Annotated in this window: 9 protein-coding genes; all 9 read left to right on the top strand. The window is 68.8% G+C overall.

The genetic code is table 11. The annotated features are described in order from the left end of the window. Positions 1-17 precede the first annotated feature (17 nt). The 9 genes from ACIPEK_RS14060 to ACIPEK_RS14020 all read left to right on the top strand — a co-directional run bounded on the left by ACIPEK_RS14060 (position 18) and on the right by ACIPEK_RS14020 (position 13,092). Entirely contained in the window at positions 18-1,124 is a 1,107-nt protein-coding gene (locus tag ACIPEK_RS14060; RefSeq protein WP_401994983.1) for a hypothetical protein, read from the top strand. 400 nt (positions 1,125-1,524) lie between these two features. Beyond that, the gene (locus ACIPEK_RS14055) at positions 1,525-3,795 is read left to right on the top strand and encodes a serine/threonine-protein kinase (protein WP_401994980.1); all 2,271 of its coding nucleotides are present in this window, start codon (positions 1,525-1,527) and stop codon (positions 3,793-3,795) included. After that, positions 3,792-5,084 (top strand): hypothetical protein, encoded by a 1,293-nt coding sequence (locus ACIPEK_RS14050; RefSeq protein ID WP_401994977.1) that lies wholly within the window; start codon positions 3,792-3,794, stop codon positions 5,082-5,084. The genes ACIPEK_RS14055 and ACIPEK_RS14050 overlap by 4 nt, the downstream gene beginning before the upstream one ends. A 54-nt stretch (positions 5,085-5,138) precedes the next feature. Next, on the top strand, positions 5,139-7,382 hold the full coding sequence (locus tag ACIPEK_RS14045) for a serine/threonine-protein kinase (protein WP_401994974.1): 2,244 nt from the start codon (positions 5,139-5,141) through the stop codon (positions 7,380-7,382). A 67-nt stretch (positions 7,383-7,449) separates the two neighbouring features. Further along, positions 7,450-9,381 (top strand): AAA family ATPase, encoded by a 1,932-nt coding sequence (locus ACIPEK_RS14040; RefSeq protein WP_401994971.1) that lies wholly within the window; start codon positions 7,450-7,452, stop codon positions 9,379-9,381. Next, positions 9,378-10,064 (top strand): 4Fe-4S single cluster domain-containing protein, encoded by a 687-nt coding sequence (locus tag ACIPEK_RS14035; RefSeq protein ID WP_401994968.1) that lies wholly within the window; start codon positions 9,378-9,380, stop codon positions 10,062-10,064. The genes ACIPEK_RS14040 and ACIPEK_RS14035 overlap by 4 nt, the downstream gene beginning before the upstream one ends. 209 nt (positions 10,065-10,273) lie before the next feature. Beyond that, positions 10,274-10,735: an FHA domain-containing protein gene (locus ACIPEK_RS14030; protein ID WP_401994965.1), complete on the top strand. Its 462-nt coding sequence runs from the start codon at positions 10,274-10,276 to the stop codon at positions 10,733-10,735. Between the two features lie 41 nt (positions 10,736-10,776). After that, positions 10,777-11,508 carry a PP2C family protein-serine/threonine phosphatase gene (locus ACIPEK_RS14025; RefSeq protein ID WP_401994962.1) on the top strand — a complete coding sequence of 244 codons (732 nt, stop codon included), beginning with the start codon at positions 10,777-10,779 and terminating at the stop codon, positions 11,506-11,508. A 69-nt stretch (positions 11,509-11,577) separates the two neighbouring features. Then, positions 11,578-13,092 carry a hypothetical protein gene (locus ACIPEK_RS14020; protein WP_401994959.1) on the top strand — a complete coding sequence of 505 codons (1,515 nt, stop codon included), beginning with the start codon at positions 11,578-11,580 and terminating at the stop codon, positions 13,090-13,092. The last annotated feature ends 634 nt before the right edge of the window (positions 13,093-13,726 follow it).

Here is a 13,726-nt window from a genome sequence, read left to right as displayed (position 1 = left end):
GATGCCATTGTGGTCGCATGGCATCGCCTCTCCCTGATCCTGCGTCATTCATCCCTGAACTCAAGGAAGTCAGGCGGGCAGGACTGGTCCGGTTGCGCGGGCGCGCGCTGCCCGCCCTGGAGTCGGCGGCGGACACGGTGGCCGCGACGGCCGCCCGGACGCCCGGCGCAGCCGTCGAGACGCTGCTGCGGCTCGCCGTGTCGCGCCTGGACGCCGGCACCCTGCGCACCGCCGCCGAGTACACCCTGGGGCTGGCGCAGGGCACCCGGGACTGGCCGGCGTCCTCCCGCCGCGCGCGGGCGGCCTCGGTGTACGGGGTGAGCGTCGAGCGGTTCCGCAAGGACCACGAGGTGATGGTCCTGGAGCAGGTCGCCGAGCACATCCTGCGGCTGGCGGCGGAGCCGGCCGCGGTGCCCGGCGCCGTCGCAGTGGCCGAGGGCGGCGGCACGCACCGGACCGTGCGGGTCAGGGCCGCCGACCGGCCCGTGACGCTCACCCTGCATGTTCATCCGGTGGACCTGTTGCACGGCGTGGACGTCGTCGTGTCCCCGTCCAACGTCTATTTCGCGCTGCCCGAGCCGTACAAGTCGTCGGTCGCCGCGTCGCTGCGCCGAGCCGCCGCCCGGCGCGGGGTGACCGGTGACGTGCTGGACGACCCGGTCCACGACGAGCTGCGCGCGTGGGCGGCAGGGCACGGTGTCTCGGGGCGCGCAGTGCTGCCCGGCACCGTGGCCGCCACCGATGCGGGGGCCCTGGCGGAACGGGGCGTCCGCAGGATCTACCATGCGGCGGTCGCCGTTCCCCGGGCCGGGACCAACGACTACGACGTACTGCCGTCCGATGTCACCCGGGCCGCGTCCCGGGCGCTCGCGGTCCTGGCGGAGGAACACGGCCGCTTCGCCCCGCCGCTGCGCTCGGTGTGCTTCCCGCTGCTCGGCTCGGGGCGTGGCGGGATGGCGTACGACGTCAGCCTGGCTGCCGTATGGGCCGCTGTGGAGGCCGAGTTGGCGCGCGGGGCACGGTGGGACGTCCACTTCGTGGTGCGCACTCCCGAGGCGGCGGCAGCCGTGGAGCGGATCCCGGCCGGGATCCGCCCGGCGCACGACCGGCGGGCAACCGGGTGACCCGTTGGAATGGGAGTACACCCCGCTCCGCGTGAGCGGGTGCGAGGGTGGGCGAGAGGGTCCGAGGTGCGTTCGATTGCCCGAAGTTCCGCTTCGACAGGGACAGTTGACGGGCTGATACATGGTGTTTGGCGTATGGAGGGGCGGGATGGAAGAGTGGGCTTGCGGGGCGGCGGGCCGGACCGTGATCTGCAGGCCCTGCGCGATCCCGGGGATCGACTTCCCGGTCTCCGTCACGATGCGTACAGCCCCCTCACGGAACTCCGGCATGAACACCCGTCGCTTCTCTGCCACGGCTCTCGGCCTTCCCCGCAGTCAGGGACTCCACGCCACGAGGGGAATCGCAGGTGCCTGATCACCATGTTCTCGCAGCTCGGAGCGGCCAACGGGGAGAGGCGTTGTGAGCTCGTCAGATGTGACCAGGCGTGACCAGGGGAGCGACGGGCCACGTCCCGGTACTGCTGCAACACGGCGCGACGGAAGTCCCTGGATCCCGGAGGCCCCGGAGCCGCAGGGGCTGTTGCGGCTGCCCACAGCTCTGGCCGATCGGTTCTCGGTGGTCGGCGAGCTGCCCCATCAGGGGCGCGAGGCCGACGTGTTGCGCGTCCGTGACGAGAGCGGCCAGGATCTGGTCGCCAAGGTGTACCGGAGCGGTGTCCGAGTCGCCTCGGGGGTGTGGGACAGGCTCCGCACCCTGAATTCCCCCCATGTCGTTTGCATGGTGGAAGCCGGGCACTCCGACGGACGCGACTTCGAGCTGCTGGAGTACTTGACCGGCGGCTCGCTGGAGAAGTCGACGGGTACCGAACCCGTCGACGTGCCAGTGGCCGAGGCTGTCCGTCAGGTCGCCGAGGCGCTGACGCACCTGCACGGCGCCGGCATCGTCCACGGTGACCTCAAACCCTCCAACATCCTGCTACGCAGCAGCGATCCGCTGGATCTGGCGCTGGCCGACTTCGGGGTGAGCAAGTCCTTGGACGCGACATCGCGGTTCACCCAGCGGGTCTTCGGCACGGTTTCCTACTGCTCCCCGGAGTACCTCTTGGGCGCGCAGGTCTCCGCACCGCAGGACTGGTGGGCCCTCGGGGTGATCGTCCGGCAGCTGGCCACCGGTCGGCTGCCCTTCGACGGCCTGTCCGAGCACGCTGTCAGACACCATCTCGCGACGCGTCCGATCGACGTGACGGATGTCGCCGACGAGCGGCTGCGCTTGCTGTGCCAGGGACTCCTGGTCCGCGACCCGGAGCGACGGTGGGGCCCGTCAGAGGTACGCAGTTGGCTGGACGGCGCAAGCCCGCAGGTGGCGGAGAGCGACCGGACTGCTGCCACGTTCGACGCCGGAGGCCGACGGCCGCTTGCTTTCAAGGGCGTGCAGTACACCGAGAAGACTTCGCTCGCCCAAGCGCTGGCAACACACTGGGAGACAGCGGCGCGGCGGTTCTTCGCGTCCATGGGAACCCGGGAGAATCCGAGCGAGGGCTGGCGCCGACTGCGGGAGTGGCTGGCCCAGTTCGACGATGCAGATGACGACATCGAGACTCTCGTCGAGCTCGTCGACAATCACCTGACCGGCAGCGACACGCCGGATGTGAAGCTGCTGCGGCTGCTGCGCTGGCTCGACCCGACGATGCCGCCGGTCTACCACGGCAAGCGGCTGCTCCCCCAGGACCTTCTCGCGCTGGCCCAGCAGGCGTCCTCCGTGGACGACGCGACGTCCCGCGCCGCGCAACGCCTGGTCGGCGAAATCCATACCCGCAACGTGCTCCCACTCCTTGCCGGCTCCAGAGAGGCCACCCAGCGGACGGCCGACATCGACCGGCGCTGGGATGAGCTCATTGCCGAGTGGAGCGCACTGAGCTCATCCCAGTTCCTGCCCGCACCAGCCAGGAAAGCTGTCAGCGAACCCGATGCGAAGCCGGAACTACTGGCCCTGGCAGTGGATCCGGACCGAGCGCAGAGCCTCCGAGAGCAGATCGAAACCTCTGCCACACCCGCACGCGGCCAGATCGGCTGGTTCGATGACCTCCTGGTCACAGGGGACGATCCGGTCCGCCTGCTGGCAGCCGCCCGGACTCTTCCGACGGCCGTCGTCGAAGCTGACCGGTTGGACCAGGTGCGTCGCACCCAAGAAGCGCTTGCGACCGCCCACCAGCGCACATGGCAGGAGTTCGAGGCAGGTCGGCTGGCCGGGCGCATTTTTGTGATCCTGAATGCAATCGGTGGTGTGGCCCTTCTGTTCGCCCTGCCCGTCGGCCTGCCTGTGCTCCTGGCCGTGTACATCGGCAACGGCGAAATCGTCGCCTGGGCCGCGGTGACGTGCGCTGTGCCTCTCGGGTGCGAGATCGCCCTCGCAACAAAGCTGGGTCACGTCTATCATCCGCGGTGGTCACTCCGAGCACGGCTTGCCAACGCAGGCCGCCGTCTCGCAGGCCGAAGCCGTGAGGTCTCATCGCGTCTCGGACCGCTTCCCAAAGCAGCGATCGGCTGCGGAGGCTGCTGCCTGGTCTACCAGGTTGCTGCCATTTCGGGACTCGTCATTCTGACGACCCGGCTCTGGACAGCTGTGCCGATCGGTGTCGCCATCAGCTTCGCGGCATGGACGTATGCACGCTACAAGGATTGGAGCCATGTGCACGAGGCATATCGGCTGCAGGTGTTGGGGGAGCAATGAGCGGGCCGAAGTGCACGACCTACCGACGTGACCAAGCACTGACGACAGCCATGCTGGAGGCGGCCGCACAGCAGGCTGCACTTCGCGAGGCGGCTCGCCGGGAAGAGGCGACACGTACGGCGCTCCTGCAGGCCGCCGCCGAACGGGACCGGGCCGTGCAGGAGGTCAAGTCACGCAACACACGCATCAGCGCTTTCACCACGTCCTGCGAAGTGGTCAGAACCCGGTACGGCACCGCCATCACCACGAAAGCACCCGCGACTCTCCATATCGGCGCACAACCCACGCGCGAGCTGGAGGCATGGTGCACCCGGGTCGACAAGCGGCTCGCGGCCGCGGAGCTTGAACTCAGAGAGCAGTGCGCCCGCGCGATCGCGACACAGCTGTTTGCCGACAACTCCGCCTCCGGCACGGAGCACCGGCTGGTCGACGCCGCTGAGTTGTTCGCGGACCGAGGTTCCGCAGAAGCATCGGCAGGCGCTGCCGACCGGGTAGCCGCAGGCGCTGCTGCCCGCGAGGAGACGGAGCAGGTTCTGGCCCGGGTCCTCGCACGGCTGCTGCCGGACTGTACCGAGGCGGACCGGGCGAGTACCCGCGACGCCGCAGCACGGACGGCTGGCGCGGCCACCTCCGGCGAGGCAAGCACCTGGCTGGTCGAGTTGAGGCTCCGTGTGCAACAGGCCAACACACGTGCCGAGGCCCGACGGCGTGAGGTTGACGAGGCCGTGCGCCTGCTCCACGTCCTGGAGAGCGGCCGAGGGGCAGTCGTGGAAGCGATCCGGGACCAGCTCGGGGAGGTTGTGGCCGGTCGCGGCATCCTCGACGAGCCATTGCGCCGGCAGGTCGTGGCCTGCCGGTCCGCGGTCGCTCAGCAGGCCGAGCAGCGATACGTGATCGCCACCGTGACTGATGCTCTCGCGGACATGGGTTACCAGGTCAGCGAGGGGTTCGAGACACTCACCGTCTCCGCGGGAGCCCTGCGCCTGACGCGTGGAGAGTGGTCCGAGCATGCGGTGAACCTGGTCGTCGACCAGGAACACGGTGAGCTGCGCACTGCGGTCGTCCGTACCGCGGTCGGCGATGACGATGACGCCTCACGGGTGGATGTGGAGAGGGAAGAGCAGTGGTGCGAGTCCTTCCGCCGGCTGCGTGACCGGCTGGCACAGGCAGGGCTGGACACAGAAGTTCAGGTGGCCACAGCCCCGGGTGAGATTCCTGTCCCCCTGGTCGCTTCTCCTGCCGCACCGCCCGCCAGAACCCGCGCCGGGCACCAGGAGCGCACCCGGTGAGCACACCCGGCAGGAACCGACAGGGGCAGAGACGGCAGGCGCGGAGGTACTGGTATGGACTCGGCTGACGCAACGCGTCGCGACGGAGCGGCGAGCGGGGAGCGAAGCGCCGACGCGACGCGGCGCGACAGGGTGCCGGCGCAGTCCGCGGCAGACGGGCTGCTGCGTCTGCCGTCTGCGCTGGCGAAGCGCCTGACCGTGGTCGGCGAGTTGCCCCATCAGGGGCATGAGGCCGACATCCTGCTGGTCCGCGACGCCGAGGGCACGCAGCTCGTCGCGAAGGTCTACCGCAGTGGTGTGCGCGTCGCTCCGGAGGTATGGGAGAAACTCTGCGGTCTGGACGCGCGGCACGTCGTACGGGTGCACGAGACGGGCCATTCGGATGGACGGGACTTCGAGCTGCTCGAGTACCTCGAGGGGGGATCGCTCGAGGCTTTTGTATCCCCTGCCCAAGCCGCCCTACCCGGGCGGCAGCTGACGCGAATCGTCCGGCAGCTCGCCGAGGCGGTGGAGCACCTGCATAGCGCCGGAATCGTCCACAGCGACCTGAAGCCGTCGAACGTGCTGGTACGCAGCCGCGATCCGCTCGATCTCGTGCTGGCCGACTTCGGAGTGAGCAAGTCGCTGGACGCGACGTCACGGTTCACGCAGCGCGTGTTCGGCACCGTCTCGTACTGCTCACCCGAGTACCTGTTCGGTGCGCAGGTCTCCGCGCCACAGGACTGGTGGGCCGTGGGGGTCATCGTCCGGCAACTGGCAACGGGTAAAGCACCGTTCGATGGATTGTCCGAGCAGGCAGTCCGCCACCAACTGGCCACCCGTCCCATCGACGTGGCAGACGTGGCCGACGAACGGATGCGACTGCTGTGCCGGGGGCTCCTGGCCCGGGACCCGCACCAGCGGTGGGGCACCGCGGAGGTGCGCAGCTGGCTGGAAGGCGGCAGCCCGGAGGTGGCCGAGGAGGTCGCGCCTGCTGGTGCGACAAGTGGCGCCGGGCGCCGGGCGCTGGCGTTCAAGGGAGGGCGGCACACCGAAAAGGCCACACTCGCACGGGCGCTTGCCACACACTGGGGAGCGGCCGCGCGCCAATTCTTCGCCGCCATGGGAAGCCCGGAGAATCCCAGCGAGGGCTGGCGCCAGCTGCGCGAGTGGCTGACGCAGTTCGACGACACCGAACACGACGACGTCGAAGGGCTTGTGAAGCTGATCGACGTGCAGCTGACCGGGAAAGCGAGCCCGGATGTGAAGCTGCTGCGGCTCCTGCACTGGCTCGATCCGGCGATGCCGCCGGTCTACCGCGGCAAGCGCCTGCTTCCCGGGGACCTGCACACCCTCGCACAGCAGGCGACGTCGGCGCATGACGAAGCCGCCGGAGTCCGTGCTGCCCGCCGCATGGTCGACGAACTGCGCATGCAGGACCTGCTGCCGATCCTTGCCTCTTTCGGCGAAGAGGCCCACCGGCTCAGCGACATCAACCGCCGGTGGAAGAAGTTGGTCAAGAGGTGGGACTCGGGCAAGCTCCTTGAAGGGGTGCCGCAGTCCGGACGGACCCTCCTCCCTGGGACATCCGAGGCGCACGCGCTCTTGCTGTCGACGGCGGCAGTACCCGATGAGGCCGTACCCGAGCTTGCTGCCCGCGTGGACGCTGTCTGCAGGGAGCTGGACGCCGCCGGTGAGCGGATCGACTGGTTTCGCCGCCTCGTGCGGACTTCCGACCGGACGGACCCGGTGTGGCTGCTGACGGTGATCGGGACCGGCCCCGCGGCGATCGCTCAGGCGCAGGCTGTGTCCGCCACCAGGAAGGCACGCAAGCGCAAGTTCGCGAGTGACCTGCTGAAGGCCGCTGGCCTCTCCGCGCTCAACGCCTTCGGTCTGCTGGTGATCTGGCTGATCGGAACGATCGTGACGAGCATAGCCGGGGTCTTCGTCGACGTATTCGCGGACGGCAGCCTCAGGGGGTTCGACGATCTCTGGGACATCGCGTTCTTGGTCCTGCTGGTCCAGTTCCTCTGCGAACTCGCCTTGGCGGTACTGCTGGCCGACGGATACCGGCAGTCGTGCGGGGAGGACGGGAACGAATTGCACGCGCTTTTCCTGCTCGGCATGGGAGCGGCCTTGGGGGTGGGATTCATCATGGTGCCTGCCGTCGGGTTCTTCGCCGAGAGTCTCTCGGCCGGCTTCCAGTTCTCGACCGCGGCCGTCCCGGTCGCCATCGCCGCTGTGTACGTCTGGTGGACCGTGCAGCGGGCACGCGCGGGGCGCAACGCCTGGGTGGTTCGCCTGGAAGCCGATCAGTGACCGGCTCACCGGTCATGCGGCCAACAAAACCGGTCATGCGGCCAACAAATCAGGGGGAATGAGATCGATGACTGTGCAGTCCGCCGCACCGGGGGAAGGCGCCCGGCTGTTCAAGGGCGCGGGGCTCTCGAATGCCCCACACCTGGCCGGGAGACCGGCGTTCATCCGTGAACTGGATGCCACCTTGCCGGTGCACTCGCAGTTCGTCCTGTGGGGGAACCGCCACGACAGCTTCCTGGTCCGCGGATCGGCCGGTTCCCACCCCCGGCTGCTGACACTGCCGGATCTCCTGTGGGACGTACTGCAAGCCAGCGGGTACCGATGCCTTCTGATCCACGACCCGGTCGACGGACTTCGCCTGCACATACCGGCCGGCGCGACACCCGAGCAGGTCGACCGGGCGGAGGAGGCCGTCTCCCGACTGCTCCCGCAGCGGCCCCAGCCCGGCCAGGCCCCCTCACTGGAGGCGCTGCGCACCATCGCCGCCCGGCTGGTCCGTCCCGACGTGCAGGTACGGGCCGCACTGGTCCTGGACGACGCCTCCCGCATCGCCCGCAGTGCAACCGACATGGAGCCCAACGAACGGGACTTCTTCCGTTTCTTCGCCAGGCTGTCGCGGACGGCCGTATCCGTGAGCTCCGCGGAAGGCCGCACTACCCCGCTGTACAACCCGGTGATCTGGCTCGCGGACCGGGAGGGCGATCTGCCCGCCTGGCTGACCTCGGCCAACGACCAGATCCGCTCCATCGGCCTGCCGGCCCCCGACCTCGGCGACCGGCAGGAGACGGCACAGCTGCTGCTCAGACTCTTCGGCGTGACCGACGTCGAATCGGACGACAAGGCTGCCGAGGCGCGCGGTGCCTTCGCCGCCCAGACCGATGGACTCCCCCTCCAGGCAATGATCGAGATCACCCGTCTGGCCAGGGACCGCGGCCTCGGTATCAGTGAGCTCCCCGACGCCGTCCGCATCTACAAGCTTGGCGTGATGGACAACCCCTGGAAACGCGACTACCTGCGCAAGACGATCAGTGAAGGCCAGCACTCGGTCCCGCGGAAGGTGATCGGACAGCAGCAGGCCGTCACCAAGACCCTGGACATTCTCAAGCGGGCCGCGCTCGGCCTCTCCGGAGCGCAGCAGTCCAGCGCCTTGGCCAAACCCCGCGGCATCCTGTTTTTCGCAGGCCCCACCGGCGTGGGCAAGACCGAGCTGGCCAAGGCCGTTTCCTCGCTGATCTTCGGCGACCAGTCGGCGTACCTGCGGTTCGACATGAGCGAGTTCTCGGCCGAGCACGCCGGCGACCGGCTGATCGGCGCCCCGCCCGGCTACGTGGGGTTCGAGGCGGGCGGCGAGCTCACCAACGCGGTGCGGCAGCAGCCCTTCCGGGTCATCCTCTTCGACGAGATCGAGAAGGCCCACCCCCGGATCCTGGACAAGTTCCTTCAGATCCTTGACGACGGTCGGCTGACCGACGGGCGCGGCACGACCGCACATTTCTCCGAATCGGTCCTCGTCTTCACCTCCAACCTCGGCATGAGCGTGGACGACGGCCACGACCGCCTCGTGCCGAACGTTCACCCGGGGATGCCGTACGAGCAGATCGAGGCACGGGTGAAGGAGGCGATCAGTGACCACTTCACCAGGGTCCTGGGGCGGCCTGAGCTGCTGAACCGCTTCGGGGACAACATCGTGGTCTTCAACTTCATCGGCCCGGATGCTGCGGCCCGCATCTTCGACCTGCAGATGGACAACATCACGGCGCGGGTCCGCCAAGAGCAGAACGTCGCCCTCGAAATCGACGAGCCGGCGAAGGCCGTGCTACGGCAGTGGTGCACCAGCGACCTGCACATGGGCGGACGCGGCATCGGCATGGCGCTGGAGTCCCGGTTCGTCAATCCCCTGGCCCGGGCGCTGTTCGACCGGGACACGGCTGCGGACGAGCACGTCCGGGTCACTGAGGTGCGCCAGGACGCCGACATCGTCTCTGTGGAGCTGGCATGACCACGTCCCCGGCCGGCGCCGCTCCCGTACTGCCCGGCCTGATGCTGAACAAGGCCCACTACCCGGTCACCTCCCTCGGCCCCGGCACACGCGCGGGGATCTGGACGCAGGGCTGCACGATCGGCTGTGCCGGGTGCGTCTCGAAGGACACCTGGGCGGCGGACCCGGCTGCCTCGGTGGACGTCGATGCCCTACTGGGGTGGCTCGCATCCCTGCCACAACCGCTCGACGGGGTGACCGTGTCCGGAGGGGAGCCGTTCCAGCAACCGAAGGCGCTCGCGGCGCTTCTCCAGGGCGTGGACGTCTGGCGTGCCGGCCAGGGCCTCTCTGTCGACGTCCTCGTCTACAGCGGCTACTCCCTGTCCTGGCTGCAGAGGGAACACCCCGACATCCTCAGTAACTGCGATGCGGTGATCACCGGTCGGTACGTCGAGAGGCTCAACCGGCCCGGACTGCGCTGGCGCGGCTCGGCCAACCAACGCGTGACCACCCTCACCGAACTCGGCCATGAGCGCTACGAGCGCGCGGAGGAGCCTGCCGCCGGGTCGCCGGGTATGCAGGTGTCGGTCGAGGGCGGCCGAATCTGGTTCATCGGCATACCCGGCCGCGGGGACATGGACCGGCTCGACGACCAACTCCGGACGGCGGGAATCACCACAGGAGAGGTGTCATGGCGCAGCTGACCTGCTCATCGTGCGGACTCGTCGCCGAGGACGGGGACCTGATCTGTCGCGGCTGCCTGGGGAACCTCAGCCGGCCGGTCAGCGTGCCGTCGGCCTCACACCGGACGGCTCCAGCGGCTGAAGGTGCTGCGGAGGCATCCGCCTCGTCAGCTCGGCTCACGACGGAGGTCCCCCGCAGCACGTGCCCTCACTGCGGGGCGGACATCCCCATGCCGACGAACCGGGTGTGCGTAATCTGCCAGCGACTCCTGCCGGAGGTGCGCCCCACTCCTGCGCCCGAACCGCATTCCGCCTTTCGGGACGCGCACGCCACCCGCCGCGACGCCCCTGGCGCCGTTCTGCGCATCCGGCTGGATACGGAGGAGTTCGTGGTGACGCCCGGGAACACCCTGCTGCTCGGCCGCGACGCCTCCGCCTACCGGACGGGAAACCTGCTGGAGCGGCATGACAACGTCTCGCGGCGCCATGCGACCGTCGGCATGGAGACCGACGGCACAGCATGGGTGCGCGACGAACACTCGACGAACGGCACCTTCGTCAACGCCACCCCCCTCAGGCCAGGAGTACGAGCGCCCCTGCGGGACGGCGACACCCTCAGGCTGGCTGCGGACTGCACCCTCGACGTCGTCCTCGGGGGCGGGGCCGTCAGGGCCGATGGGAGTGGCCGGTGAGCGCCGAACGGCTTGCCTCCGCCCGAGTCACCGTCACGGCGATGACGCATCGCGGCGCGCTGCGTGACGCCAACGAGGACGCATTCGTCATCGGGGTCCTGACAGCTACTGGTGTGGACACCCCGGATCCTCTGGTGGTCAACCTGGTGGTGCAGGAATCGGTCGTGGTCGCGGTCGCCGACGGACTCGGCGGCCATAACGCGGGCGAGGTCGCCTCCGCTCTTGCTGTGCGCCGTCTGGCTGAGCGCGGTCCGCGGACGACCGACGCGTCCCAGGTCCTGCAGTTGCTCCGGGACGTCAACGCGGAGCTGTACGAACTGGCCCGCACTCATCCCGCACATACGGGAGCGGGCACGACCGCAGTCGGCCTTTTGGTGACACCGCATGAGATCACCTGGTTCAACGTGGGGGACTCCCGGCTGTACCGCGAGGACGGAGGCTACCTGGGCCAGGTCTCCGTGGACGACTCGGCCAGTGCGGCCTGGGACGACTGCGGTGAGCCGGCCGCGGCCACGAGCATCGTCCTCCAGAGCCTGGGCGGAGCGGACCGCTTCGAACCCGTCCACCCACACTCCGGAACCGATGTCCGTCTTCCGGGAACCCGCTGGCTCTTGTGCAGCGACGGACTCTCCGACCTGGTGGACGCAGCCGAGATGGAGTCGCTTCTCGCCGACAACGCCGACGACGACGTCCGGGCCGTGAAGGCCCTCTGGGCGGCCGCGATGAACGCCGGCGGACGGGACAACATCACCGTTGTGCTCGTGCGCTGCTGACGCCAAAGACGCCTCTCAGGCCACGAGCACGGGACCGAACACCACCGAACACTGAGAAGGAGACGTCCGTTGGCACTCGACATGCCTTCACCCGCACCGGGCAGACAGTCCCGCACCACGCGTGTCCGGGTGGAGGTGCCATCCTGCGACACCGAGGTCGCCACAGCGCTGCTGGAGGCGGAGGGCCTGCGGGTCTGCAAGGAGGAGGCGAGTCCGGAGGGCCCCGACCACAAGGTCCTGGACGTGCTGGTCCCCTATGAAGGCCTGTCACGTGAGGTGCACGCGTACGTCTCCCGCCGCATGTCGAACGTGCTCGGTGCGGTGGGCATGCATCACCGGGTCCGCATGGTGGCCACCCGACCGCTCCCGCACCCCCGGGTGGTCAGTACTTACGCCGTCCGCGCACGCCGCGCTTCCCCTCCCTGGTGGGCACGCCCGGTGCCCACCGTCCTGAGGCGCCTCGCACCGGAAAGTGCACGCACTCAGTGGCGTCACCTCGTGCAGAGCCGCTCGCTGGGCGCACAGGTGTACGGGGCCGACGAGGACCAGGCGCGCCGCGAACTGCCCTCCTTCGCACGCACGGCGGGCATCCCGGTGGCCGACCTCAGGCTGCAGTTCATAAGGAGCTTCGATCCGGCCCACAACATGAGCCTGCCCCCGCAGGTACGCTCCCCGCAGCAGGCCGGGCTGTGCAGCAGCCTTCTCCTCGCCATCGCCGTTCTCGTCACGTTCGCGCCGGCAGGAGCGAACACGCGGCTGCTGACAGCCGCCATCGGAGCCGTGGCTGTGGTGGCCGCCGCTGCCGCCACGGTGTTCCAGCCCTTCGTCGGGCGGCGGCGGGACAACTTCGTTCTGGCCGTCGCGGGCGTATTCCTCGCCGTCATCCTGGGCCGGCTCACGCGCGGCTTCCTGCAGGTGGACACTGCCGTTCTGGTCGTGGCAGGCGTCATCATCGCGATCGCGGTGGTCCCGCTGCTGTACCGCACCCACGCGCCCTGGTTCGTCCAGGTCGTCCTGCCGACGCTGTTCGTCGCCGGCGGACCACTGATGGTCTTCTACAGTCAGTTCCTGTACGGAGAATTCCTCTCCACATGGAACCTCCAGGCCGAGGACGTCGGGCTCACCAACAGCGACCTGATCATCACCGCGGCGCCCATCGCCGGCTACGTCCTGGTCGCGATCAACGCACTGCTCCTGATCTACTCCGCTGTTCGTGTGTTCCGCATGGGACGTACGTCCTCAGTGCTGATCTACGTAGCTGTGATCGTGTTTGTTGCCCAGCTGCTCCTCCAGGTCGCGAGAGAGGTCCGTGAGGCCGGCGACGCCGGACTCGAACTTGCCCGCACGCCTGCAGGCAGCGCGCCGCAGGGCTGGAGACGACTCGACCCCGACCCGGTCTGCGTGATCGGTGCCGACGACTGGGTGAAGGGCGTTCCCCGGGACCGCCCCATGTGGCGACTCGGCAGTGGCGGCGGTGTCACCGCTCTCCTCGATCCGCGTCGCCCTCATAGCACCATCAGCGTTCCCGACGGCGCGATCACACTCCGGATGCCGACGCGTGCCTCAGCGGGCTGCCCTTCGTGATCTCCAGCCTGATCGGGCTGGACGGGCTTGTTGATCCGGGCGTTGGGGGTGCCGGGACGGCCCGGACCATTCGGGCGGGTTGTTGTGGCGCGGGTGGCGCATGGCTGGTCCGCCGCGCGTCCTCCTGACCCCGCAGGCTCATAACGCCGGGCGGGCCCTCGGGAGGGAGTGAGCATGGTCCGCGTGCCCGACCGTCCTTGTGGACCTCGATGTAACAGGTCGTGGGTGGCGTGTAAGGAAAGTCTTTGCCGGCAACGGCAGCACTACGAGGTCTCATAGCCCCCAACCTCCGTGGTGATCCTTCAGGTCCCCCACGCTACGGCGCATGGCTTCAGTGTGTCTGTTTCTCCCTCAAATCGGCGGACTTCGAGTGCTCGGCCCGGAATCACCGACCAGAAGCGAGCAGCGACCGGGACCTGCGCAGTCGCTCGCGTCTGTCGCTTCCCACCCCTCCGAACCACAACTACCAGGGCGAAGCAGTATTCCCGGCCGTAAGGAAAGCCGCGGACTGATGAGCATCAACGTCCACATGCCGAACAAAGCCGCTCGGACGAAGGCTGCGATCCCCATCGAGCTACATGTCGTGCGCGGCGTTGTCGAGCTCTTCGCGTCTCGCATCGACGGACGCCGCTCC

Source organism: Streptomyces sp. NPDC088246, from assembly GCF_044741025.1.
GTDB lineage: Bacteria > Actinomycetota > Actinomycetes > Streptomycetales > Streptomycetaceae > Streptomyces.
This window is presented reverse-complemented; position numbering and strand designations above follow the sequence as displayed.